A 23913-nucleotide genomic window follows, 5' to 3' on the forward strand; every position below is an offset into this window, starting at 1 on the left:
GTCACGCGAAATCGCCGACCGCAGGCCGGCGCTGACCCGAATCGCCACTCGCGACCGCCCGGCGGTGGTAGCAAAGGTCCCTTGCTCTCCCCGCCAGGGTCAGCGACGACGGCGCCGCTTGGGCCGAGGCCGGGGCGGCGTCGAGTCCGCGGCGGCGTCCTCGACCTCGTCCGGGACGTCTTCCGGCACGGGAGCGGAGGCCGGAGCCGGAGTGGCGTCGGCCAGCCCCAGCATCTCCGCCGCGAGCTGCTGCGAGGACGCGAACATGCCCGAAGGCCGGTCCCGCGCCCGGCGCAGGGACGAAGGCCGCAGCCGGTTGTACCCCCGCACCGAAACCGGCCGCCGCGTGCGGATCTCGAACTGCGGGAACTCCGAGAGCTCGGCGGCGAGTTCCTTGTCCACCAGGATGGTGCCCGGCCGCGCGGTCGAGGTGAGGCGGGCGGCGAGGTTCACGACCGAGCCGTAGACGTCGCCGAACCGGCTGAGGATCCGTCCCGAAGCCAGGCCGGCGCGCACGGAGGGCAGGGTCTCGTCGGCGTCGGCGCGTTCGGACAGGGCGAGGGCGATCTCGGCGCCGTCGACGGCGGAATCGGCGACGAACAGGACCTCGTCGCCGATCATCTTCACGATCCGCCCGTGGTGATCGGCGATGACCTCGGTGGCGACGGATTCGAACCGGTCGAGGATGTCGGTGAGCTCGTCCTCGTCGACCTGCCTGGTCAGCCGCGTGTAGCCGACCATGTCGACGAACCCGACCACTTCGGTCCTGGCCTCGAGGTCCTCGTCGGGCAGGGCCATCGCCCGGCCGGCGTAGGCCGCGAGGTGGCGGCGCCAGACGAACTCCTGCACCTTCTCCAGCTCGGGCAGCAGCCGTTCGACGAGCCGCCCGATCTGGCGTTCGCTGCTGCCGATCTCCTTGTTCTCGGTGATCATCGTCCACAGCATGTGGACCTGCCATTCCGCGAGCCGCGAAAGGTGCTGGCCCAGCGCGCGGGTCACGGCCAGCTCGATGCTCGGGTCGATCAGGCCCGAGTTCATCAGCTGGTCCGCCGTGCGGATCGCCTCGATGTCGGCGTCGGTGAAGACGACCTCGTCGTCATCGACGGTCGCGAAGCCCAGCGCACGCCAAAGCCGCCGAGAGCGTTCCTCGGGAACGCCTGCCTTCTCGGCGACTTCGAGCCTGGTGTATTTGCGTTTTCCGCCGAGCAGGATCCGTTCGAGGCGCTGTTGCAGCGCGTCGGGCGAGATCTCGCCGGGTTCGGGCATCAGGTGGTGTGGACGATGAGCACGTCCACCCCGGACTTCCGCGCGACTTCGGACGGCACGGAGCCGAGGATGCGGCCCGCGAGCGTGTTCAGGCCACGGTTGCCGACCACCAGCAGGTCCGCGGAGCGTTCGGCGACGACCTTGCGCAGCGAGTCGACCGGGTCGCCGACGACCGCGGCGGTGTCGATGTTCTTGGCGCCGGCCTTCGCCGCCCGGTCGCGGGCGGACAGGAGGGTGTCCTCGGCCGGAGCCGAGCCCACCACCTGGTACGCCTCGTCACCGAGGACGTCCTGCGCCTTCTCCACGTCGCCCTTGTTGGCGGGGTAGTAGGCGCACACGATGACCAGGGTCGCTCCGGAATCCCCGGCGACGCTCGCCGCCCGGTCGACCGCGGCGAACGAAGAATCCGAGCCGTCCGTGCCCACGACCACGGTCCGATATGCAGCCATCCGCAACCTCCACCGATCTGACAGCCCGCACCAGCGTGCGAGCAGCGACGATAACCGCTCGTCGGCGGCCTCGCAGGCCGTCGTGAGCACGGTCGGGTGAAAAGGTTACTCGCCAGTCGGTTTCTGCGCTGCCGCAGGTCGCGGTGAAGGCTTCGCGCCGGATGTGGCCTTCGGCACATCGGCCGTCCGGAGCTGCACGGTGGCTTCGGAGTCGGGCGACGGCTTCGCCTTCAGGTCCGCCGGGACATGCGGCTCGTCGCCGAGCACGTGCGTCGCCTCGGCGAGCGCGGTCCGCGCGGAGCGGACCTGCTCGGCCAGGCTGGAGCGCACCTTGCGGAGCGCTTCGACCCGTTCGGTGGCCTGGGTGATCCGCCGGTTGGACTCTTCGGTGGCCTGCCGGACGCGGCGGCGTGCCTCGTCGGCCGCCTCGGCGAGCCGGGCGTTGGCCTCGGTGATCGAGTCCTGCTTGCGCTTGTTGGCGTCGGCGACGGACTCGCGCTGACGGCGCTCGATGTCGGCCTTGGCCGCCGTCTCCTCTTCGAGCACCTTCGCGCGGATGGCGGCGGCGTCCTCGGTGGCCTCGCGGACGCGGCGGGCGGCCTCGGCCTTGCTCGCGGCCTCCTGCTCGGCCAGCGCGTGCATGGCCTCGGTGCGCCGCGACGCCATCGCGATCTCGAAGTCCTCTTCGACCTGGGTGCGGCGCTGCTGCGATTCGGCGTCGAGCTTGTCGCGCTCGGCCTTCGCCTTGTCGGTGATGTCCTTGGCCTCGGCGCGGGCCTTCTCGAGCACGCCGCGGTGCTCGGCCTCCATCTCCTTGCGACGGAGGTCGAGCTCGTTGAGCAGCTGCTCGTAGCGCGCCCGCATGGCGCTCGCGTCGGTCTCCGCCTTGGCCCGGATGTGCCCGGCTTCGGCTTCCGCGCGCGCCTTGGTGTCGGCGGCCTCGTCCTGCGCGAGCCGCAACATTCGCTGCAGGCGCTCGGAAAGGCCTTCGACACTCGTCGGCGGCTGGGCGAGCCTGTCGACCTGTCCGCGCAGGTCCGCGATCTCGCCGCGTGCGATCTCCAGCTGCCGTGCCAGGTCGCCCGCCTGTCCGATGGCGGCATCGCGATCGGCGGTGAGCATCTTCAGATCGGCGTCCAGCCGTTCGAGATGTTCGTCGACCTGCGCACGGCTGTAACCGCGCTTCGCCACGTCGAAGCCGGCTCCCAGCGGCACTAGCTCCCGTTCCTCGCCAAGGCTCATCCTTCTACCGTAGTCGAGCTGGAGTCACGGAAGGGTGAGCACCCACGCAACGCGCGGCGAAAGCGCGTTCTGGCGCGCTAAACGTTCCGGAACGCGTTGATCCCGTCGATGTGCTTTTCGCGCAGCTCGTGGTTGCGGACGCCCAGACCTTCTTCCGGCGCAAGGGCGAGCACGCCGACCTTGCCCTGATGCGCGTTGCGGTGGACGTCCAGCGCGGCCTGCCCGGTGTCCTCGAGCGCGTACGTCTTCGACAGCGTCGGGTGGATCAGACCTTTCGCGATCAGCCGGTTCGCCTCCCACGATTCGCGGTAGTTCGCGAAGTGGCTGCCGACGATCCGCTTCAGGTTCATCCACAGGTAACGGTTGTCGTACTGGTGCATGTAGCCCGACGTCGACGCGCACGTGACGATCGTGCCGCCCTTGCGGGCGGCGTAGACCGACGCGCCGAACGTCTCGCGGCCAGGGTGCTCGAAGACGATGTCCGGGTCCTCGCCGCCGGTCAGCTCGCGGATCTTCTTGCCGAACCGCTGCCACTCCTTCGGGTCCTGGTTGTTTTCGTCCTTCCAGAACTTGTAGCCCTCGGCGTTGCGGTCGATGATCAGCTCCGCGCCCAGCTTCCGGCAGATCTCCGCCTTTTCGGGGCTGGAGACCACGCACACCGGGATGGCGCCGCCGTTGAGCGCGTACTGCGTCGCGTAGGAGCCGAGGCCGCCCGAAGCACCCCAGATCAGCACGACGTCGCCCTGCTTCATGTCGGCGCCGTTACGCGAGACCAGCTGGCGGTAGGCCGTGGAGTTCACCAGGCCGGGGGAGGCGGCCTCTTCCCAGGTGAGGTGGTCCGGCTTCGGCATCAGCTGGTTCGACTTCACGAGCGCGATCTCGGCGAGCCCGCCGAAGTTCGTCTCGAAACCCCAGATGCGCTGCTCGGAGTCGAGCATCGTGTCGTTGTGCCCGTCCGGGCCTTCGAGTTCCACGTTGAGGCAGTGCGCGACGACCTCGTCGCCCGGCTTCCAGTTGTGCACGCCGGCGCCGGTGCGCAGCACGACGCCGGACAGGTCCGAGCCGACGACGTGGTACGGCAGGTCGTGGCGCTTGGCCAGCGGCGAAAGCCGCCCGTAGCGCTCCAGGAACTTGAACGTCGAGATCGGCTCGAAGATCGAGGTCCAGACGGTGTTGTAGTTGATCGCGCTCGCCATGACCGCGACCAGCGCCTCGCCGGGGCCGAGCTCCGGCGTCGGGACCTCGTCCACGTGCAGCGACTTGCGCGGGTCCTTGTCCCGGCTTTCGAGGCCTTCGAACATGCCGGCCTCGTCCTTGTGCACGGTCACCCCGCGATAGGTCTCCGGCACGTCGAGCGACGCCACGGCGCCGAGGTCATCGTTCAGAATGGCCTGCTGGATCTCGCCGAGCTGCGACATCGGAACCTCCGCGAATGGGGGGACGGCGTTTGGCGGCTTAAATTACTCATGGGTAACCGGCTTCACAACTGTACGAGACGTGGAGCACGTCCACATCCCGAAGTGTTATCGGCCGGTCTTGACCGGCCGGCCAACCAAGCGGACCATGGGCGGTGGAGATCTCTCCGACCTGCAGGTTCAGCCGATATTCGGAGGTGAGCACGCATGAACGAACCCACGACGCGCCCTTGGACCCGTCCCCATGACTGGGCGGAGGTGGTCATCGGTGTCGTCGTCGCTCTTTCACCCCTCTGGATGACCACGGACAACACCGCCATGTGGACGCTCGTCGTCCTCGGCGCGCTGGTCGCCCTCGACGGTCTCGCGTCGCTTGCGATGCCTGGCATGGTCTACGGCGAAGGCATCCAGATCGTTCTGGGCGCGCTGCTGTTCATTTCGCCCTGGGTGATGGGATACGCCGACTTCATGGGCGCGTCCTGGACCGCTTGGATCGGTGGCGTCCTGACCGTGGTGGCCGGGGCGGCGGCGATGCCGATCGCCCAGGCGACGCACAAGACGGCGGGACAGCACTGACCCGGGAGGAAAAGGCGTGAAAGAGGATTCGGCGAAACAGCGCATCCTGCGAGCCGCGGAGGCGCTTTTCGCCGAATCCGGTTTCGACGCCACGCCCACTTCGCGGATCGCGGAGCGGGCGGGCGTGCCGAAGGGCCTCGTGCACTACTACTTCCGGCGTAAGTCGGATCTGCTGGCCGCGCTGGTCGCCGAACTGCCCGACGCCCGGATCGAACCGGCCGTCGTGGTGGTCCCCGGCGACCTCGCGGGCAGCCTGCGCGGCCTCGTCGTGGAGCTCGACAGGCGGTTCAACCGGTCCTTGGCGTTGTCACACCTGCTGTGGCGCGAGGCCGACACGCACCGCGCGGTCCGCGACGCGCTGGCCGATCGTTTCCAGCAGCTCGTCCGGCAGGTGAAGGCCGTGATCGTCGCCGCGACGGGCGGCAAGGTCGCGCTCGCCGACGTCGATTCGGCGTCGGGACTGCTCGCGCGGGCGGTCAGCCACCGGCACGCGACGGCGCGGCACACCGAAGACGGGGACCCCGCCGAGATCGACCGCGAGGTCCTCTTCATCGCCTCAGCGTTGACGCGCGGTCAGTGACCGTCCTTCGCGGGCTCCACCAACTCGACGAGCACTCCGCCGGCGTCCTTGGGGTGGACGAAGTTCACCCGGCTGTTGGACGTGCCCCGCTTCGCCTCGGCGTAGAGCAGCCGCAGCCCCTGTGCGCGCAGCGCCGCGGCCGCGGCGTCCACATCGGACACTCGATACGCCAGCTGCTGCAGCCCCGGCCCGCTCTTCGCGAGGAACTTGCCGATCGCGGAATCGTCGCGCAGCGGCGCGAGGAGCTGGATCGCGGTCTCGGTCCCGGCGGTGCCCGGCGCCCGCAGCATCGCCTCGCGGACCCCCTGCTCCTCGTTGATCTCCTCGTGCGCGACCTCCAGGCCGAAATGCTCGGCGTGGAAGGCGATCGCGGCGTCGAGATCGGGTACCGCGATGCCGACGTGGTCGATGGCCGTCACGAACGGTTTCAGCGCCTGGTTCATGCAGAGCAGGATAGGTGCGCGGGCGGGTGGACCGGCGTGCGCCGCCTCACACTGGCTCCATCAAGAGGCCCGCGACCCGGGTATGGTCGCGAAGACCCCCTTTGCCCTTGCGCCGATGCTTGGAGGACGCCGTGTCCGGTTCCGTGATCCTGGGTGCCGCCCGTACACCGATCGGGCGATTGCTCGGTTCCCTGAAGGATTTCTCGGGCGCACAACTCGGCGGATTCGCCATCAAGGCGGCGCTGGAGCAGGCCGGTGTCTCCCCGGACGCGGTCCAGTACACGATCATGGGCCAGGTGCTCACCGCCGGCGCGGGCCAGATCCCGGCCCGGCAGGCCGCGGTCGCCGCCGGTATCCCGATGAGTGTCCCGGCGCTGACCATCAACAAGGTCTGCCTCTCCGGTCTCGACGCCATCGCGCTGGCCGACCAGCTCATCCGCGCGGGTGAGTTCGACCTGATCGTGGCCGGTGGCCAGGAATCGATGACCCAGTCGCCGCATCTGCTGCCGAAGTCCCGCGCGGGCTTCAAGTACGGCGACACCACGCTCGTCGACCACATGGCCTACGACGGTCTGTTCTGCGCCTTCGACCAGGTCGCCATGGGCTCGTCGACGGAGAAGTACAACAGCCGCTACGGGATCACCCGCGAGCAGCAGGACGAGTTCTCCGCGCGTTCGCACCAGCGCGCCGCCGCCGCGATCGCCGAAGGCCGCTTCGACGCCGAGATCGCGCCGGTGTCGATCCCGCAGCGCAAGGGCGACCCGGTCGTCTTCTCGCAGGACGAAGGCGTCCGCGCCGACACCACCGCCGAAGGCCTCGCGAAGCTGCGTCCCGCCTTCGCCTCCGACGGCACCATCACCGCCGGCTCGGCTTCGCAGATCTCCGACGGCGCGGCCGCGGTCATCGTCGCGAGCAGGGCCAAGGCCGAGGAGCTGGGCCTGACCCCGCTCGCCGAGATCGGCGCGCACGGTGTGGTCGCCGGTCCGGACGCCAGCCTGCACGAGCAGCCGTCGAACGCGATCCTGGCCGCGCTGGCCAAGGAGAAGCTGACTGCGGACGCGCTCGACCTGATCGAGATCAACGAGGCCTTCGCCGCCGTCGGGCTGGTCTCCGCCGACAAGCTCGGCGTCAGCGCGGACAAGGTGAACGTCGACGGCGGTGCCATCGCGCTCGGTCACCCGATCGGCGCGTCCGGCGCGCGGCTCGCCGTGCACCTGGTCCACGAGCTCCGCCGTCGCGGCGGTGGCCTCGGCGCGGCCGCCCTCTGCGGCGGCGGCGGTCAGGGCGACGCGCTGCTCCTCCGGGTTCCGTAAAGCCCTTGCCGGTACAGCTGGACATCGACGAACTGGTCGGTCGCGCGCGGGATGGCGTCCCCCGCGCGATCGCCCGGTTGCTGTCGCTGGTCGAGGACGCCCATCCGCGGTTGCCCGAGGTCGCGGCGAAGCTGACACCGCACACCGGCACCGCGCGGGTCGTCGGCCTGACCGGGCCGCCCGGTGTCGGCAAGTCGACATCGACTTCGGCGTTGCTCACGGCTCTGCGGGCCAAGGGTCTGCGCGTCGGCGTGCTGGCGATCGACCCGTCTTCGCCGTTCTCCGGCGGAGCGCTGCTCGGCGACCGGATCCGGATGACCGAACACGCCACCGATCCCGGCGTGTTCATCCGTTCGATGGCCACGCGCGGCCATCTCGGCGGGCTGTCGTGGGCGACTCCGCAGGCGGTCCGGGTGCTCGACGCGGCCGGGTTCGACGTCGTGCTGATCGAGACCGTCGGCGTCGGCCAGTCCGAAGTGGACGTCGTGAAACTGGCCGACACCACGGTGGTCCTGCTCGCGCCGGGGATGGGCGACGGGATCCAGGCGGCCAAGGCCGGCGTGCTGGAGATCGCGGACGTGTTCGTGGTCAACAAGGCCGACCGCGAGGGCGCGGACGCGACCGTGCACGACCTCAAGCAGATGATCTCCTTGGTGCGCCGGGAGATCCGCGGCCCGAGCTGGCGTCAGCCGATCGTGCGAACGGTGGCCTCGCGCGGCGAAGGCGTCGACGACGTCGTCCGCGCGCTCGACGAACACCACGATTGGCTGGTCCGGCGCGACGAGCTGCCCCGCCGCCGTGCGGCGCGGGCCCGGGACGAGGTCGAAGCGATCGCCGTGCAGCGGCTGCGCGCGGAAATCGTCGACCTGCGCTCCGGGGACCGGCTCACCGAATTGGCCGAACGCGTGGTCACGCGGAAACTCGACCCGTTCGCGGCGGCCGACGAACTCATCGCGGACCTTCGCGGCTCGTGAGTGGTAAGGACGGTTAGAACCGTCCTCACCACTCACGAGGATCAGAATTCGACGTACATCTTGATGTCGCCGAAATCGCTGTCGAGATTGTCCAAATGGGCGATCGCGTCCTCTTTCCAGACTTCGAGCTGGTTGGTCTCGCCGTAGGTGAGCTCTTCGCCGTCGGCCACCTTGTGCGCGTAGTTCGTGATCGTGACGGTCTGCCCCCGGCAGAACTCGACCCGCTCCAGGAACCTGTCCGCCATGTCGGGATCGAAGACGCGGCCCATCCGGACGTAGCCGTTGTTGATGTGCTCCTCGCAGTAGAAATGCGCCGCGGCCGAGGCGATCCACTCGGTCAGCGACGGTTCGCGGGGCGGCCACTTCTCCCGGACGTGCGACTTGATCTCCCTGGCGAGGCGGATGACCCGGCGCCGTTCGAGATCGGTCAGCCCGTCCTCCTTGCGGAAGTCGAGGATCATGTCGTCGACGACCTTGGCGAGCCTGAGCATGCGCGGTTTGTCGAGTTCGGCCGGTTTCTCCGGCGGCAGCCCCGCCATGACCCGCTCGTGCACGAGGACGTACTGCGTGTACGCGTACAGGAAGGTCAGGGCGTTCAGCTGCCATTGGTGTCGTTCGGCGATCTCCACGGCTTCGACCCTAACCGCGGACCTACTTCCGGACCTGTGTGAGCGCCGGGGATTCACCCTATGCTCTGCTCTTCGTCCACGGCTGGGAGGCAGGAACCGTGCAGAGGATCGCGAAGGTCTTTGTGGCAGTGCTGGGAGCCGGGCTGATGCTCGCGGCCGGCACTGGAACGGCGTCGGCGGAAGGCGCGCCGCCGAAGGTCACGAAGGGGCCGTGCCAGTACACGCAGACGCCGGACGAGCCGGCCGCGCGCCCGGTCCCGCTGCCGCCGGACCCCCGGCACACGCCGGACCGGGGCAAGGTCGCGGTGCAGCTGAAGACCAACCAGGGCAAGATCGATCTCACCCTCGATCGGGCGAAGGCGCCGTGCACGGTGCAGAGCTTCCTGCATCTGGCGAAGCACCGCTTCTACGACCGCACGACGTGTCACCGGCTGACCGCGTACCCGACGTTGAAGGTGCTGCAGTGCGGTGACCCGAGCGGCACCGGCGAGGGCGGCCCCGGCTACAAGTACAAGGACGAACTGCCCGTCGGCCTGCCGCCCGCGCCGACCGACCCGACCGGCGAGCGCAAGGTGTATTCGCGCGGTGTCCTCGCGATGGCCAACGCGGGCCCGGCGACGAACGGGAGCCAGTTCTTCGTGGTGTACGGCGACTCCGCGCTGCGCCCGAACTACACGATCTTCGGCACCGTCGGTCACGAAGGTCTCGAAACCCTCGACGACGTCGCCGCCGGTGGCATCAAGCCGACCCCGGAGAACCCCGCCCCGGTCGACGGCGCGCCCGTCCTGAAGACCGACATCCTCCGTGCCCGTGCCTGGTTCTGCTGACCCCACGCATCTAGTCCTCTGAATGCGGTAGTTGGCAAAGCGAACCACCGCATTCAGAGGACGAAACGCGGGGGCTAGGTGACTTCGAAGATGGCCTCGCGCAAGGCCTGGGTGGCGCCGCCGAAAGCGTGCTTCGCGGCGGCGCCGTACCCGATGATGAGCCCTTCGCGCTGCGGCTCGCCGATCCAGTGACCGCTGAGCCCTTCGAGCCCGATCGCGCGACGGCGGCAGGCGGCCAGCACCTCCATCTCCTTCGGGAGCTCGCCGGGGAACTGGAGCACCAGATGCAGCCCGGCGGAGATCCCTTGCGGCAGCACGGAATCCGGTAAGGCCGCGAGCAGCCTGTCCCGCCGGGAGCGGTACTCGACACGGCACCGGCGGATGTGCTGGTCGTAGGCGCCCGATTCGATCAGTTCGGCCAACGCCAGCTGGTCCAGCAACGCCGGCCGCGCCCCGCTCTCGGCCAGCGCCGTGCGCACCGGTTCGACCAGGAAGCGCGGCAGCACCATCCACCCCAGCCGGAGCGACGGCGCGAGCGTCTTGCTCGTCGTGCCCACGTACACGACCCGTTCCGGTGCCAGCGCCTGCAACGCACCGACCTGCTGGTGGTCGAACCGGAACTCGCCGTCGTAGTCGTCCTCGATGACGACGGCGCCGGTTTCCTCCGCCCACCGGGTGAGTTCCGCCCGTCGCCGCGGGGCGAGTGTGACGCCCAGCGGGTACTGGTGTGCCGGGGTGACCACCACCGCCGGACTGTCCAAAGCGGACACCGTGATCCCGTGGTCGTCGACGGGGACACCGACCACGCGGGGACCGTTGGCGGCGGCGATGTTCCGGTAGATGTGCAGCGACGGGTTCTCGAACGCGATCTCGTCCGCGCCGCGCGCGTGCAGGACCCGCGCCAGGATCGCGATCGCGTGCGAGAACCCGGAACACACCAGGATGCGGGCGGGGTCGGCGATCACGCCGCGGCTGCGGGCGAGATACGCGGCGAGCGTCTCCCGCAGTTCCGCGGCGCCGGATTCGGCCGTGTAGTCGAACGCCGTCATCGGTGCCCGGTGCAGGGCCCGGCGGGTGGCCGCCAGCCAGGCGGACCGGGGGAACGCGGACAGGTTCGGCCTGCCGGGGCGCAGATCCCAGCGCGGCGCCGGGTCGCGCGGGACGGGCCTCGGCGGCGACGCGGGCAGCGCGCCCGCCGTCGCGACCCGGGTCGGGGCGCCCTGCGCCGTCCGCAGGTAGCCCTCGGCGGCGAGGTCGGCGTACACGCGGGTGACCGTCCCCCTGGCGACCCCGAGGTCCTGCGCCAGCGCCCTGGTCGAGGGCACCGCGGCGCCCGCTTGCCAGCGCCCTTCCCGGATGGCCGCGCGGATCGCCGTCGCGAGCCCGGTCCGGCCGCTTTCGGGACGCCAGTCCAGGTGGACGTCTATTCCCGAACTGGACCATGATTCTGCCATGTGACTGGACCATACTCGTGGGCCAGTCGCCGCTAGATTCGACGGCATGACCGAGCGAATCCACGTGGGCAAACGAGTGCCCGAGATCTACCAGGCCATGGCGAAGCTGCAGGCCGAAGTCGAGAAGGCCGCCGCCAACGCCGGTGTCGACCAGAAGATCCTCGAACTGGTGAAGATGCGGTCTTCACAGATCAACCACTGCGCGTTCTGCCTCGACATGCACTCCCACGACGCGTTGCAGATGGGCGAGTCGCCCCGGCGGCTGTTCGTGCTCCAGGGCTGGCGCGAGACCGAGCTGTTCACCGAGCAGGAGCGCGCCGCGCTCGCGCTCACCGAGGCGATCACCAATGTCGCGACCCTGCACGACGTCCCGGACGACGTCTACGAAGAGGCCACCCGCGTCTTCACCGAGGAGCAGTACCGCGCCATCGTCTGGGAGGCCATCGCGATCAACAGCTGGAACCGGATGTGCGTGACCAGCCACGCGCCGCTGCCCGAGCGCGCCGAATGACGGCGGCCCGGCTGCGGGAACTGCACGTCGCGGGAACCCCGCTGCTCCTGCCGAACGCGTGGGACGCCGACAGCGCGCGGCTCGTGGAAGCCGCCGGATTCCCGGTCGTGGCGACGAGTTCGTTCGCCGTGGCCAAGGTCCTGGGGTACGAGGACGGGGAGGACGCGCCAGCCGGCGAGATGTTCGCGGCCGCCGCGAGGATCGCGCGGGCGGTCTCGGTGCCGGTGACCGTCGACGCGGAAGGCGGGTACGGGCTCGAAGCGGGAGAACTCGCGGCGAGGCTGGCCGAAGCGGGTGCCGTCGGCTGCAACTACGAAGACACCGATCACGCCTCGGGCGGAGTCCGATCGTTGGAGGCGCAGGCGGAACGGGTCGCGGAGTTGCGCGAGGCCGCCGGGGACGCACTGGTGATCAACGCCCGCGTCGACGTCTTCCTCGGCGCGTCCGACGAACGAGCGGTACTGGACGACGCGATCTTGCGGGCCAAGGCGTATCTGGAGGCCGGGGCGGACTGCGTCTACCCGATCATGGTGAAGTCGCCGGAAGTGCTGGGCGAGTTCGTGAAGGCGGTGGCGCCGGGGGCGGTCAACGCCGCTCCGATGCCCGGAGGCCCCGATCTCTCCGCGCTCGCCGCACTGGGGGTGGCGCGGATCTCGCTGGGTACCGGGCTGTGGAAGTCGGTCCGCGCGGATCTCCGCGCGAAGCTGACCGGGCTGACGGCGGGAAAGCTGCCGTACTAAGGGGAAATGGGAACCGGGGCGGTGCGGCCGGGGGCGTTGGTGCCGGCCGCACCGTCCCGGCGATCAGTGGGCGACGGCCTTTTCGGCGCCCGCTCCGGTGAGGGACCGGACCTCCATCTCGGCGTACTTCTTCTGGTTGTGTTCCTTGGACAGCACGGTGCCGAGCCAGCCGAGGAAGAACGCGACCGGGATCGAGACGATGCCGGGGTTGTCCAGCGGGAACCAGTGGAAGTCGACGCCCTGGATCATCGAGGCGCTCTTCCCGGTCTTGGCGTCGACGGGTTTACCCGAGACCGCCGGGGAGAACACGATCAGCACGATGCACACCGCGAGGCCGCCGTAGATGCTCCACAAGGCGCCTTGGGTGTTGAATCGCTTCCAGAACAGCGAGTAGAGGATCGTCGGCAGGTTCGCCGACGCGGCCACGGCGAACGCGAGCGCCACCAGGAACGCGATGTTCTGCCCGTTGGCGAGGATGCCGCCGAGGATCGCGACCGCGCCGATCACCAGCGCGGTGATCCGGGCGACCTTCACCTCCGAGGCCGGGCTCGCCTTGCCCTTCTTGATCACGTTGGCGTAGACGTCGTGCGCGAACGACGCCGACGCGGTGATCGTCAGTCCCGCGACCACGGCGAGGATCGTCGCGAACGCGATCGCCGCGATCAGGCCGAGCAGGATCGGTCCGCCGAGTTCCAGCGCCAGCAGCGGAGCCGCCGAGTTCACGCCACCGGGCGCGGCCTTGATCTTGTCCGCGCCGACGAGCGCGCCGGCACCGTAGCCGAGCACCAGCGTGAACAGGTAGAAGACGCCGATCAAGCCGATCGCCCACACCACGGAACGACGGGCTTCCTTCGCGGTCGGCACCGTGTAGAAGCGCATCAGGACGTGCGGCAGACCCGCGGTGCCGAGCACCAGCGCGATACCCAGCGACAGGAAGTCGAGCTTCGTCGTGCCGGTCTTGCCGTACTGGTTGCCCGGCCCGAGCAACGCCTCACCGGCCTTGCCCGCCTTGTCCACGGCGCCCTGCAGCAGCGCGGAAAGGTTGAAGCCGTACATGCCCAGCACCCACAGCGTCATCGCCAGCGCACCGACGATGAGCAGTGCCGCCTTGATGATCTGGACCCACGTGGTGCCCTTCATCCCGCCGATGAGCACGTAGGCGATCATGATGATGCCGACGATCACGATGATCGCGGCCTGCCCCGCCTTGCTCTCGATCCCGAGCAGCAGCGCGACGAGGCCACCGGCGCCCGCCATCTGCGCCAGCAGGTAGAAGAACGAGACGGCCAGGGTGGACGTCGCCGCCGCGGCCCGCACCGGGCGCTGCCTCATCCGGAAGGCCAGCACGTCGCCCATGGTGAACTTGCCGGTGTTGCGCAGCAGTTCCGCGACCAGCAGCAACGCGACGAGCCACGCCACCAGGAAGCCGATGGAGTAGAGGAAACCGTCGTAGCCGTAGACGGCGATCGCGCCCGCGATCCCGAGGAACGAGGCGGCGGACAGGTAGTCACCCGCGATGGCGACGCCGTTCTGCGGGCCGGTGAACGCGCGGCCTGCGGCGTAGTAGTCCGACGCGGTCTTCGTGTTGCGGCTGGCCCGGAACACGACGAACAGCGTGACCACCACGAACAGGCCGAAGATGGTGATGTTGAGTACGGGGCTGCTGCCCTCGACTCCGGCGGCGAGGGTCATTTGGTCTCACTCTCGATGTCCGTGCGGATCTTCTCCGCGATGGGGTCGAGTTTCTTGTTCGCGTAGCGGACGTAGAGCCCCGTGATCACGAAGGTCGAAACGAACTGCAGCAGACCGAAGACCAGGCCGACGGTGATGTTGCCGACCAGCTTCGTGCTCATGAAGCCGTGCGCGTAGTCGGCGAGCAGGACGTAGAGCAGGTACCAGAGAAGGAACAAAGCCGATACGGGGAACACGAACCGGCGCAACCGAGCCCGCAGTTCCTTGAACTCCGCGCTGTCATGGGCTTTGTCCCAGTCCGTTTCCGGCGGACTGGGAGCGTTCGTTTCGGTACTCATCGTGCTCTCCTCGCACCGCGAATGTGTTCCGCGACACGTTAAGGAGAGGTCAAGGAGACCGGAACCTTCAGCGGTTCAAACGTCTGCCGAGACGACGAACGGTCGACGAACGGTGGTCGGACCACGACGAAGGGGTCTCGGCTGTGCGATCGTCCAAGTGCAGCCGCAGCATGGCGGCCGTGGACCAGGCGGGAGGCCTGCCCCGCAAGGAAACCACGATCATTACTCCGAATGCCAGCGGAACCGACCACGGCGCGGGCTGCGACACCAGGATCGCGGGCAGACCGCTCAGGCTGGGAACGAACAGGGCCACGAGGATCGAGCCCGAAGACGCGACGAGCCCGGCGAGGACACCGCTGATCGCGCCCGCGGCGGTGAGCCGGTTCCACCAGATGCCGAGCACCAGCAATGGGCAGAACGTCGACGCGGCCACGGTGAAACCCCAGGTGACGAGGACGCCCGCGTCCAATCTGGCCGACGGCAACGCGAGCAGGACCATCACCGCCGCCGCGCCGAGCACCGACCATCGGAGCCGCCGCAGGCCGCCGGGCGCGAGGTCGTGCGCGACCGCGCCGGAGATCACCAGCAGCAGCCCGAGCGACGTCGCCAGGAACGCGGCGAACGCGCCGGCCGTCAGCAGCCCGGTGAACAGCGATCCCGCCCAGCCGTCGTCGATCTGCGCCGGCAGCGCGACGACGACCGTGTCCGTCGCACCGGAGACGTACAGCTCGGGCACCAGCACCCGGCCGAAGACGCCGTAAACCCCGGGGAACAGGTAGAAAACGCCGAGCAGGGCGACGGTGATCGCCGCGGTCCGGCGGGCGGCGCGCCCGTCCGGGCTGGTGTGGAAGCGCATCAGGACATGCGGCAGGCCCATCGTGCCGAGCATGGTGGCGATCAGGATCGCCCACGTGCCGAGCAGCGGATAACCCTGGTCGCCGAGGTCGAGCAGCGGCCGCTGCCAGTCCGGCCCGCCCAGCGGGGCACCGCCCCGGACGGCGGGAACCGGGGTCCCCGCGGCGAAGTGCAGGGTCTCCCCGCTCCTGGCCACCAGCTCACCCGGCGGCAGGACCTGCTTTTCCGGGGTGAGCAAGGTGGTCGGCTCGCGCAGGGTCAGCGTCACGTCGATCTCGAAGGACAGCTGGGTGTCGCGGGCGAAGTGGGTGAATTCGACCGGATGCACCGAAGCCGATCGCTGCTCCGGGGAAACCTGGGAGACCAGCCAGATCGCGGGGACGATGAACAGCAGCAGCTTCAGCACGAACTGGAAGGCCTGGACGTAGGTCGCCGCGCGCATCCCGCCGAGCGCCAGTGTCGCGCTGACGGCGGTGCCCGCGATGACGACGCCGACCCAGTACGGCGTGCCGCCGACGGCGGTCAGCACGAGCCCCGCGGTGCGGAATTGCGGGACCAGGTAAAGGGTTCCGATCACGAGGACGACGACGGCGGCGAGACGGCGCAGGGCAGGGGAGGCGAGCCGCGCTTCGGCGAAGTCCGGGACGGTGAGCGCGCCGGAGCGCCGCATCGGCGCCGCGACGAGCACCAGCATCGCGATGTACCCGGCGGTGAACCCGACCGGATACCAGAGCGCGCCGATACCGTCCTTCACCACCAGCCCCGCGACGCCGAGGAACGACGCCGCGGACAGATACTCGCCGGAGACCGCGGCGGAGTTGACCAGCGGCGAGATCCGGCGCGACGCGACGAGGAAATCCGACGTCGTGCGCATGGCCGCGACGCCGCGCAACCCGATCAGCAGGGTGACCAGCACGACGGGGGCGACCGAGAGTGCCGCGACCACTAGTCGTCCTCGATCTTTTCCGCCCGGCGCAGCTGCCACCACGACAGCAGCGCCATCGCCGGATACGGGAGGATCGCGATCATCAGCCAGGACAACGGGATCCCCGCCAACCGCACCGAATCCAGCCCGGGGAACAGCCCGAACACGAGCGGCAGCCCGAAGACCAGCCCGAACATCCCGGCCAGCGCGGGGAGCCCGCGACGGCGCTGGGCCCGGTACAGCCGGTCCGCGCGTTCGGCGTCGCTCGCCGCCAGCCGGGGGACCCGCCAGCGTCCGCGTGCTCGGCGCCGCGACCGCGCGAGCCTGGTCTGCGGGCTGGTGACGGCGACCCGTTTGACGCGGCTCACGGCCGGCTTCCCCGGCCCAGTTCGCCGCGTTGCGCGGCGGCGAGCAGCCGGTCCCGCAGGTCGCGCGCGTGGCGGCGGCTCACCGGTACGTCACCCGCCTCCGTATGCGCCAGCAGCCCGCCGGTGGTGTCGCTGCGCAGTTCGAGCACCGCGTCCACGGCCAGCAGGAAACCGCGGTGCACGCGGGTGAATCCCGTGCCCTCCCAATACTCTTCGAGCCGGGAGATGGGCATCCGCGTGACATGCACGCCGGACTTCGTGTGCAGCCGGACGTAGTCGCCGTGCGCCTCGACGAACTGGACGTCGTCGCGCCGGACGTACCGGGTGCGCCCGCCGGATTCCACCGGCAGCGCGGACATCGCGTCCGGCGCGGGTTTCGGCTCGTCGGCCTGGTTTCCCGCCATCCGGACCACTTTGGACAGTGCGGCGGACAGCCGTTCCGCGCGGACCGGTTTCAGCAGGTAGTCGACCGCGCCGATACCGTACGCGGCCACGGCGTGCCCGTCGTGCGCGGTGACGAACACGATCACCGGTGGTTCGTTGAGCCGCGCCAGCAGGGAGGCGAGTTCGAGCCCGTCGAGACCGGGCATGGAGATGTCGAGGAACACCGCGTCGAAATGACTGCCCTGCAGCAATTTGAGCGCGTCGACGGCGTCACCGGCGGCGACCACCTCGGCGACTTCGGGAGCCTCGCGCAGCAGGCTGCACAGCTCGTCGAGGGCGGGCGGGACGTCGTCGACCGCCAGCACCCGCAGCCCGTTCGTCACGGCAGCACCCCCGGCTGGAATCGGGGCACCCGCACCACGACCCTGGTGCCCGCCCCGGTCTCGGTCTCGACCGTCAGGCCGTACCAGGGCCCGTAGACGCTGCGCAGCCTCCGGTCCACATTGGCCAGTCCGACGCCGCCGTCGTCGCCACGCCCGGCCAGGATCGCCGCCGCGCGCGCGGGGTCCATGCCGACACCGTCGTCCTCGACGCTGATCACGCAGTCGTTCCCTTCCGCCATTCCCTGAACCTGGATGAACCCCGCCTCGGAGCGTGGCTCGATCCCGTGCCGGATCGCGTTCTCCACCAACGGTTCCAGCACGAGGTACGGCACCGCGACGGCCAGCACCTCCGGCGCGACGCGCACCTGCACCCGCAGCCTCTCGCCGAGCACGGCGCGCTGCAACGCCAGGTACGTCTCGATGGCGCGGAACTCCTCGGCGACCATCGTGTACTCGCCGTGCCTGGCGAGGCTGTAGCGCGTGTACTCGGCGAAGTCGAGCATCAGATCGCGGGCGCGGTCCGGATCGGAGCGGACCAGCGAGGAGATCACGGTGAGCGCGTTGTAGACGAAATGCGGCGAGATCTCGGCCCGCAGCGCGCGTAGTTCGGCCTCGGCGGCCTGCTCGGCGGAGGCCTCCAGCCTGCCGCGTTCGAGCGCGTGGACGACGAGTTCGACGGCCTGGCGGGCGACGGTGCTGGTGGTTTCGGTGACCAGGAGGACCCCGGCCAGCTCGTCGTGGACGTGCAGGGGCAGCGCGAGCAACCCTGGCTCGGACACCGGCGTCTCGGAGTGGAGGACCTCGTCGAGCGCCGCGATCACGACGTCGTCGGCCGCCGGTCGGCCCGACCAGATCAGCGAGCCGGAAAGGTCGGTCAGCCCGAGGCCGGGGAGGTCGAACAGGCGGCGGAGGCCGTGCGCCGCGTGGCGGGCGCGGGGTCCGGCGAGGCCGTCCATGAGATCGTCGGCGACGCGCTGGGCGGCGGCGAGCACCGGCACCGGATCCGCGCTCGCGGCCGGACGCCAGGGCAGACGGGTGGTCATCCGGCCTCCTCCACGACGTCGGGGCCTAGATCCTAACGTCGGTGCGTGGTTTCGCCGGTTACGCTCCGGTCATGGTCCCCGGTGATGCGGTGAGGATGCGCTTGGACGTCGTGATGCGGCGGTTCGCGATGGCCGGTTTCGTGGTGTTCGGCGTCGGGGGCGTGGTCGCCGTCGTGGTGTCGCTGTCCACGCCGGGCTGGTCCGGAGAGGTGTTCGGGCTGCTCAGCGTGGCCTTCGCGGGGCTGATTCTGCTCGCGCTGCGGAAGTCGGCCGGCACGCTGACGATCTCGGCCGAGGGGTTCTCGGTCGCCGGGGTTTTCGACGTCCGGTGGACCGAGGTGACGCGGCTGCGGGTGTACCGCGAGAAGCGGCGGGTCGGGCGGTGGATGCAGTGGTGGCACTACCGGCTCGACTGGACCGGCTCGGGGCCCGAAGTGCTGCTTGAGGACGGCGAGTACTCGTACGCGCTGGGGCACCTGGGCGGTGGCGCCCGGCTGTACGGAGCGTTGGAGACGCTGGTTCCGGGCACGACGCGCCTGGAGCTGGCGTGAGCAGTCGGTCCGGTCTCGTGAGTGGTGAGGACGGTTAGAACCGTCCTCACCACTCACGAGGTGAGTCAGCAGCTCTGCTTGTAGAAGTACTGGGCGTTCGCGTCCATGTTCGCCTTGGTGATCGAGTGCAGCGAAGCGGTCAGGTTCCGCGTCACCGGCTTGCCCTCCAGCGCCGCGATGGCCTGCTGGACACCCTGCTGCCCGATGGCGGCCGGGTCCTGCGCGATGAGGCCCTGGTACTCGCCCTTCTTCAGGCCCTCGATCTCCGACGGCGAGGCGTCGAAGCCGATCAGGTTGACCGCGCCGATCTTGCCTGCGTTCCGCAGGCCGGTCGCGGCGCCCTCACCGGTGTTGAGGTTGGTCGCGAAGATGCCGATCAGGTCCGGGGTGGACGCCAGCGCGGCGGTCACCTTGGACGCGGCCTGGTCGGGCTCGTTCTGGGTGAACTGCACACCCGCCGACTTCAGGTTCGGGTAGTTCTTCAGCTCGTCCTCGAAACCCTTCGCGCGGGTGTTCGTGGTCGACGTGCCGGCGATGGTGTCGAGCACCAGCACCGAGCCGGTCTTGCCCGCGGCCAGCTCCGCCATCGTCTTCGCGGCGAGCTTGCCGCCCTCGGCGTTGTCCGAGGAGATCGACGATTCGGCCACGCTGGTGTCCTTCAGCGCGGTGTCGACCTCGATGATCTTCGAGCCGCGGTTCTTGACCTGCTGGATCGGCGCGAGCATCGCCTGGGCGTCGGTCGGCGCGATGAGCAGCGCGGCGGGCGGGTTGGAGCCCAGCGCGTTGACGAGCTGGGTCTGCATGGCCGCGTCGAACTTCTGCGGCGCCTGCGTGGTGAGCTCGTAGCCCGCCTTCTTGGCCTCTTCCTGGGCACCGCACTGCATCGAGATGTAGAACGGCTCGGCCTGCACGCCCGGGATGAGCGACAGCTTCTTGTTGTTCGTCTTGGCGCCGGAGTCGCCCGACGGCGCCTGGCCGACGGTGCCGCCGCCGCACGCGGTCAGCAGGAGGGCCGCGGAAACGGCGGCACCGGCGGCGAGCAGGGTCTTCTTCATGGGGAATGCACCTCTTTGTGCGTAGGGAATCAGCGAGAGTTGCGGCGACGACGGCGCCGCTGGTCGAACCAGACCGCGGCGATCAGCACCGCGCCGACCGCGATCATCTGCCAGAAGTCCTGGACTTGCGTGATGTTGAAGCCCTTCTTCAGCACGGCCGGGATGAACACGCCGATCACCGTGCCCAGCACCGAACCGACGCCGCCGAAGAGACTCGTCCCGCCCATCACCGTGGCGGCGATGGCGTTGAGGTTGTCGGTGGTGTGCGCCGAAATCGTCGTCGACGCGTAGTACGCCAGCGAGAGGAAACCGGCGACACCGGCGAGGAAACCGGTGAGCGTGTACACCTTCAGCAGATGCGCGGTCACCCCGATGCCCGCCCGGCGCGCGCCCTCGGCGTTGGAGCCGACGGCGTAGGTGTAGCGGCCGAATTTGGTGGTGTGCAACAGCCAGGCGCCGATCAGCGTGATCACCACGGCCACCAGCACCAGATTCGGCACGCCGCCGAACGACGTCCCGTAACCGAGCGTCTTGTTGAGCTCGGTCGGCACGCTGCGCACGTCGGACCCGTTGTTCAGCAGGTACGCGGCGCCGAGCGCGGCACCCATCGTGCCGAGCGTGACGATCAGCGGCGGGATGTTCGCCACCGCGATCAGGAAACCGTTGATCAGGCCCCAGATCGTGCCCGCGACGACCGCCGCCACGAGCCCGGCGGTGATGACGCCCCAACCCGCTTTGGTGGCGTCGCCGTCCGGGCTCAGCGCCTCCATCGTCTTGCCCGCCACCATGCCCGCGAAGATCAGCACCGAACCGACCGAAAGGTCGATCCCGGAGGTGATGATCACGAACGTCATGCCGACCGAGAGCACCAGCAGCACCGAGGTCTCGATGAGCAGGGTCTGGAAGGTGAACAGGGTCGCGAACTCGGCGGGCGCGATCGCGGTGAACACGATGATCAGCGCCAGCAGCACCAGCGCGATCCAGAACGTGTTCGCCCCGATCATCCGCTGCCCGATCGAGCGTTTGCCGAAGCCACCGTCCACTGTGGTCTGGATCTCGGGGCCGTTCTTCGTCGGTGTGGACACGGTCACGCCGCCTCCTCTTGTACGAGGGCGCCCGTCATCGCGGCGACCAGGTCTTCCAGTTTCGTGTCCGCGCCGGTGAACCGGGCGACACGCTTGCCGAGCCGCAGCACCTCGATGCGGTCGGCCACCGACAGCACCTCGGGCATGTTGTGGCTGATCAGCACGACGGCGATGCCCTTGTCGCGCACCTTCTTGATCACATCGAGCACCCGTTCGCGCTGCACGACACCGAGGGCGGCGGTCGGCTCGTCCATGAACACGACCTTCGACGCCCAGACCACCGACCGCGCCACGGCGACACTTTGCCGCTGCCCGCCCGAAAGCGAGCCGATCGGGACGTCGGTGCTCTGCAGGGTCACGCCGAGCCGCTGGAACTCCTCCACGGCCTGGCGTTTCATCTCCTTCTTGTCCAACATCCCGAGTTTGCCGAGGATCCCCTTGCGGTGGATCTCCCTGCCGAGGAACAGGTTCGCGGCCGGGTCGAGTTCCGGTGCGACCGCGAGGTCCTGGTACACCGTCTCGATCCCCATCCGCCTTGCCGTGGTGGGGGAATCGAGGACCACAGCGGAGCCGTCGAGCAGGATGCTGCCCGACGTCGGCTGCTCCGCGCCGGACAGGCATTTGACCAAAGTGGACTTCCCGGCGCCGTTGTCGCCGATCAGCGCGGTGACCTCACCGGCGCGGGCCTGGAAGGAAGCGCCGCGCAGCGCTTCCACCGAGCCGTAGCGTTTGACGAGGTTCTGTGCGTCGAGCAGGAGTTCGCTCACGATCGCTCCCTCTTCTCGGGGGCCGGCGGACGGCAGCGGATGACGGTGACGTCACCCTCCACAGTGGATTGACCGGCGTCGTGCGGGACCACGTACGTTTCGCCCTTGCGCAGCGCGTACTCGCCGCCGTGTTCGGTGCGGAGCGTGCCCGAACCGTCCATGACCACCAGCACCGCGAACGACGGATCGAGTGACAACGTTGTCGCCCTACCCGAAACAGCCGGACGGAGCTGGTCGGCGCGGAAGAACGCGTCACTGCCGTCGGCGAGGAGGTCCACAGTGGACGCTTCGTCGCCCGCGGTGCGCTTGACGATCGAACCGAGCCGTTCTTCGTCCCAGCCCGTGGTGTCCAGGGTTTCGATGGCGGTCTCGAAGCCGATCCCGAGGTGCGCCTTCTCCGGGTTCGCCAGGAAGTCCCGCCATTCCAGGGTCAGCGAGAAGTCGGTCGGCTGCTGGAGTTCGACGACGAACACGCCTTCGCCGATCGCGTGCGGCAGGCCCGCCGGGATGTAGACCGTGTCGCCGGGGGTGACCGCGACGCTGTTCAGCGCGTCGAGCATGGCGGGCGCGTCCTGGGTGCGGGCCCATTCGTTGACCGTCGCCTTGTCGACGGTCTCCTTGAATCCCGGGTAGACGCGGGGATCGTCGCCGTAGGTGCCGACCACGATCCACGCCTCGGTCTTGCCGAAGTGCGAGTCGAAATGCCGCTTGGCGAACGAGTCCGAAGGGTGGAAGTGCACGGGCAGGCGCTGGCCCGCGTCGAGCAGTTTCACCAGCAGGCCGGTCGAATCGCCGAGTGCCTCTACGTGTTTGGCGCCGAGCCAGGCCGACGGGTTCTCGCGGACGGCGTCGCGCAGCCAGACCCCGCTGGGCAGCTTGGTCAGGCCGTTGGTCTCCTGGCCGAACATCGTGGTGGCCGAGCCGACCCAGTCTTCGGGCCCGAATTTGGACTCCGACGGGGCGCCCCGCAACGCGGCGATGGCGTCGCCGCCGCGGTAGAACTGCGGCGGCTGGTTCGCCGGCAGGCGGATCGGTTCGAGGTGGCCGCTCATGAAGGGGCGACCTCCCCGGAACCGCGGGCTACGAGATGCACGGGCAGAACTACCTTTCTCGGTGCGGATTGATCTCCCTGTACCCGGGCGAACAGCAGTTCCGCGGCCGCCCGGCCCAGCGCGCTCACGTCGTGCGCGATCACGGAGACCGGCGGATCCAGCAGATCCGCCAGTTCGAAGTCGTCGAAGCTGATCATCGCGGGCCGCCGCTCGGCGTGGGCCAGCGCGCGCAGCAGGTGCACGGCGACCCGGTTGTTGCCCGCGACCACGGCGGTGGCCGGGTTCGCGCCGGTGAGCAGCCGTTTCACGGCGTCGCCGACGCTCTCGGCGGTCGGCGTCCGCATCACGACGAGGCCGTCGTCGAAGGGGATCCCGTTGCGGACGCAGCCTTCCCGGAAGCCGCGCAGGCGTTCGCCCGCGGTGAAGATGTCGGGGCTGTCGGCGAGGAACGCGATCCGGCGGTGGCCGTGTTTCGCGAGGTGGGCGACCGCTTCGACGGTGCCGCCGATGTTGTCGACCAGCACCGTGTCGGCCATGATGTCGCCGGCAGGCCGGTCGAGGAACACCACGGGCGTGCCCGCGCGCATCTCGGGGACCAGGTAGCCGTGCTGCATCCCGGCGGGGACGACGAGGATGCCGTCCACGCGGCGGGAGCAGAACTCCAGGACCAGTTCGCGTTCGCGGTCGGAGTTCTCCTCCGACGAACCGGTCAGCACCTGGCGGCCGAACGAGGTCGCGATGCGTTCCACGGCGCGGTTGAGCTCGGAGTAGAAGGGGTTCCCGACGTCTTCGACGATCAGGCCGATCGTCCCGGTCGTCGAGCCGCGCCGCAGGTTCCGCGCGCCGAGGTTGCGCCGGAACCCGAGCTGCTCGATCGCCGCCATGACGCGCTCCGCGGTGTCCGGATGGACGGCGGGCTCGTCGTTCACTACCCGCGAGACGGTCTTGATGCTCACGCCCGCGAGCCGGGCCACGTCACTCATCGTGGCCCGTCGG

26 protein-coding genes are annotated in these 23913 nt (G+C 69.4%); 8 read left to right on the forward strand and 18 right to left on the reverse strand.

All coding sequences use genetic code 11. From position 1 onward, the window contains the following. Nucleotides 1–99: 99 nt before the first annotated feature. The 4 genes from MJQ72_RS17710 to ccrA all read right to left on the reverse strand — a co-directional run bounded on the left by MJQ72_RS17710 (nt 100) and on the right by ccrA (nt 4375). Entirely contained in the window at nt 100–1266 is a 1167-nt protein-coding gene (locus MJQ72_RS17710; protein WP_240600381.1) for an adenylate/guanylate cyclase domain-containing protein, read from the reverse strand. Then, nucleotides 1266–1715, reverse strand: a complete 450-nt coding sequence (locus MJQ72_RS17715) for a universal stress protein (RefSeq protein WP_240600383.1) — start codon at nt 1713–1715, stop codon at nt 1266–1268. Before MJQ72_RS17715 ends, MJQ72_RS17710 begins: the two co-directional genes overlap by 1 nt. Nucleotides 1716–1820: 105 nt before the next feature. Beyond that, nucleotides 1821–2930, reverse strand: coding sequence for a chromosome segregation protein (locus MJQ72_RS17720; RefSeq protein ID WP_396426990.1), 1110 nt, complete (start codon nt 2928–2930; stop codon nt 1821–1823). Between the two features lie 104 nt (nt 2931–3034). Continuing rightward, on the reverse strand, nt 3035–4375 hold the full coding sequence (gene ccrA, locus MJQ72_RS17725; RefSeq protein ID WP_240600387.1) for a crotonyl-CoA carboxylase/reductase: 1341 nt from the start codon (nt 4373–4375) through the stop codon (nt 3035–3037). Between the two features lie 204 nt (nt 4376–4579). Between ccrA and MJQ72_RS17730 the strand changes: the two genes are divergently transcribed. Continuing rightward, nucleotides 4580–4948, forward strand: a complete 369-nt coding sequence (locus MJQ72_RS17730; protein ID WP_240600388.1) for an SPW repeat protein — start codon at nt 4580–4582, stop codon at nt 4946–4948. 16 nt (nt 4949–4964) lie between these two features. Next, nucleotides 4965–5528, forward strand: a complete 564-nt coding sequence (locus tag MJQ72_RS17735; RefSeq protein WP_240600390.1) for a TetR/AcrR family transcriptional regulator — start codon at nt 4965–4967, stop codon at nt 5526–5528. Here MJQ72_RS17735 and mce read toward each other — a convergent pair. Further along, nucleotides 5522–5971 carry a methylmalonyl-CoA epimerase gene (mce, locus tag MJQ72_RS17740; protein ID WP_240600392.1) on the reverse strand — a complete coding sequence of 150 codons (450 nt, stop codon included), beginning with the start codon at nt 5969–5971 and terminating at the stop codon, nt 5522–5524. The two genes, MJQ72_RS17735 and mce, sit on opposite strands and share 7 nt — an antisense overlap. Nucleotides 5972–6102: 131 nt before the next feature. Between mce and MJQ72_RS17745 the strand changes: the two genes are divergently transcribed. Then, a complete protein-coding gene (locus MJQ72_RS17745) occupies nt 6103–7284 on the forward strand; it encodes an acetyl-CoA C-acetyltransferase (RefSeq protein WP_240600394.1) in 1182 nt (393 codons plus the stop codon). Between the two features lie 5 nt (nt 7285–7289). Continuing rightward, the gene (meaB, locus tag MJQ72_RS17750) at nt 7290–8258 is read left to right on the forward strand and encodes a methylmalonyl Co-A mutase-associated GTPase MeaB (protein ID WP_240600396.1); all 969 of its coding nucleotides are present in this window, start codon (nt 7290–7292) and stop codon (nt 8256–8258) included. A gap of 41 nt (nt 8259–8299) precedes the next feature. On the opposite strand, the gene MJQ72_RS17755 is transcribed toward meaB, so the two are convergent. Further along, a complete protein-coding gene (locus tag MJQ72_RS17755; RefSeq protein ID WP_240600398.1) occupies nt 8300–8887 on the reverse strand; it encodes a hypothetical protein in 588 nt (195 codons plus the stop codon). 146 nt (nt 8888–9033) lie between these two features. On the opposite strand from MJQ72_RS17755, the gene MJQ72_RS17760 reads away from it, so the two are divergent. Next, nucleotides 9034–9714 carry a peptidylprolyl isomerase gene (locus MJQ72_RS17760; RefSeq protein WP_240601355.1) on the forward strand — a complete coding sequence of 227 codons (681 nt, stop codon included), beginning with the start codon at nt 9034–9036 and terminating at the stop codon, nt 9712–9714. Between the two features lie 74 nt (nt 9715–9788). Here the strand turns inward: MJQ72_RS17760 and MJQ72_RS17765 are convergent, their stop codons facing one another. Then, nucleotides 9789–11168 carry a PLP-dependent aminotransferase family protein gene (locus tag MJQ72_RS17765; RefSeq protein WP_240600400.1) on the reverse strand — a complete coding sequence of 460 codons (1380 nt, stop codon included), beginning with the start codon at nt 11166–11168 and terminating at the stop codon, nt 9789–9791. A gap of 46 nt (nt 11169–11214) precedes the next feature. On the opposite strand from MJQ72_RS17765, the gene MJQ72_RS17770 reads away from it, so the two are divergent. Both MJQ72_RS17770 and MJQ72_RS17775 read left to right on the forward strand, forming a co-directional pair. Continuing rightward, the gene (locus tag MJQ72_RS17770; RefSeq protein ID WP_016336647.1) at nt 11215–11679 is read left to right on the forward strand and encodes a carboxymuconolactone decarboxylase family protein; all 465 of its coding nucleotides are present in this window, start codon (nt 11215–11217) and stop codon (nt 11677–11679) included. Then, nucleotides 11676–12419 carry an isocitrate lyase/phosphoenolpyruvate mutase family protein gene (locus tag MJQ72_RS17775; protein WP_240600402.1) on the forward strand — a complete coding sequence of 248 codons (744 nt, stop codon included), beginning with the start codon at nt 11676–11678 and terminating at the stop codon, nt 12417–12419. The genes MJQ72_RS17770 and MJQ72_RS17775 overlap by 4 nt, the downstream gene beginning before the upstream one ends. A 63-nt stretch (nt 12420–12482) precedes the next feature. On the opposite strand, the gene MJQ72_RS17780 is transcribed toward MJQ72_RS17775, so the two are convergent. From MJQ72_RS17780 to MJQ72_RS17805, 6 genes are all read right to left on the reverse strand, one after another. Continuing rightward, nucleotides 12483–14111 (reverse strand): cation acetate symporter, encoded by a 1629-nt coding sequence (locus MJQ72_RS17780; protein ID WP_240600404.1) that lies wholly within the window; start codon nt 14109–14111, stop codon nt 12483–12485. Beyond that, complete coding sequence (locus MJQ72_RS17785; RefSeq protein ID WP_007031706.1) at nt 14108–14449, reverse strand: DUF485 domain-containing protein; 342 nt, start codon at nt 14447–14449, stop codon at nt 14108–14110. Before MJQ72_RS17785 ends, MJQ72_RS17780 begins: the two co-directional genes overlap by 4 nt. A 67-nt stretch (nt 14450–14516) precedes the next feature. Next, complete coding sequence (locus tag MJQ72_RS17790; RefSeq protein ID WP_240600405.1) at nt 14517–16250, reverse strand: cation acetate symporter; 1734 nt, start codon at nt 16248–16250, stop codon at nt 14517–14519. Next, the gene (locus tag MJQ72_RS17795; protein ID WP_240600407.1) at nt 16250–16597 is read right to left on the reverse strand and encodes a hypothetical protein; all 348 of its coding nucleotides are present in this window, start codon (nt 16595–16597) and stop codon (nt 16250–16252) included. Before MJQ72_RS17795 ends, MJQ72_RS17790 begins: the two co-directional genes overlap by 1 nt. Further along, nucleotides 16594–17364: a LytTR family DNA-binding domain-containing protein gene (locus MJQ72_RS17800; protein WP_240600409.1), complete on the reverse strand. Its 771-nt coding sequence runs from the start codon at nt 17362–17364 to the stop codon at nt 16594–16596. The genes MJQ72_RS17795 and MJQ72_RS17800 overlap by 4 nt, the downstream gene beginning before the upstream one ends. Next, nucleotides 17361–18407 carry a sensor histidine kinase gene (locus MJQ72_RS17805; protein WP_240600411.1) on the reverse strand — a complete coding sequence of 349 codons (1047 nt, stop codon included), beginning with the start codon at nt 18405–18407 and terminating at the stop codon, nt 17361–17363. Before MJQ72_RS17805 ends, MJQ72_RS17800 begins: the two co-directional genes overlap by 4 nt. A gap of 71 nt (nt 18408–18478) precedes the next feature. On the opposite strand from MJQ72_RS17805, the gene MJQ72_RS17810 reads away from it, so the two are divergent. Beyond that, nucleotides 18479–18958, forward strand: coding sequence for a hypothetical protein (locus MJQ72_RS17810; protein ID WP_240600413.1), 480 nt, complete (start codon nt 18479–18481; stop codon nt 18956–18958). Between the two features lie 65 nt (nt 18959–19023). Here MJQ72_RS17810 and MJQ72_RS17815 read toward each other — a convergent pair whose 3' ends face one another. The 5 genes from MJQ72_RS17815 to MJQ72_RS17835 are packed head-to-tail and all read right to left on the reverse strand — an operon-like array spanning nt 19024 to nt 23900. After that, nucleotides 19024–20013 (reverse strand): ABC transporter substrate-binding protein, encoded by a 990-nt coding sequence (locus MJQ72_RS17815; RefSeq protein ID WP_240600415.1) that lies wholly within the window; start codon nt 20011–20013, stop codon nt 19024–19026. Between the two features lie 29 nt (nt 20014–20042). Beyond that, nucleotides 20043–21104 carry an ABC transporter permease gene (locus MJQ72_RS17820; protein WP_240600417.1) on the reverse strand — a complete coding sequence of 354 codons (1062 nt, stop codon included), beginning with the start codon at nt 21102–21104 and terminating at the stop codon, nt 20043–20045. After that, nucleotides 21101–21865, reverse strand: coding sequence for an ATP-binding cassette domain-containing protein (locus MJQ72_RS17825; RefSeq protein WP_240600420.1), 765 nt, complete (start codon nt 21863–21865; stop codon nt 21101–21103). The genes MJQ72_RS17820 and MJQ72_RS17825 overlap by 4 nt, the downstream gene beginning before the upstream one ends. After that, nucleotides 21862–22917, reverse strand: coding sequence for a class I mannose-6-phosphate isomerase (locus MJQ72_RS17830; protein WP_240600423.1), 1056 nt, complete (start codon nt 22915–22917; stop codon nt 21862–21864). The genes MJQ72_RS17825 and MJQ72_RS17830 overlap by 4 nt, the downstream gene beginning before the upstream one ends. Continuing rightward, on the reverse strand, nt 22914–23900 hold the full coding sequence (locus MJQ72_RS17835; protein ID WP_240600424.1) for a LacI family DNA-binding transcriptional regulator: 987 nt from the start codon (nt 23898–23900) through the stop codon (nt 22914–22916). The genes MJQ72_RS17830 and MJQ72_RS17835 overlap by 4 nt, the downstream gene beginning before the upstream one ends. Nucleotides 23901–23913 lie beyond the last annotated feature (13 nt).

The organism is Amycolatopsis sp. EV170708-02-1 (assembly GCF_022479115.1).
Classification (GTDB): domain Bacteria; phylum Actinomycetota; class Actinomycetes; order Mycobacteriales; family Pseudonocardiaceae; genus Amycolatopsis.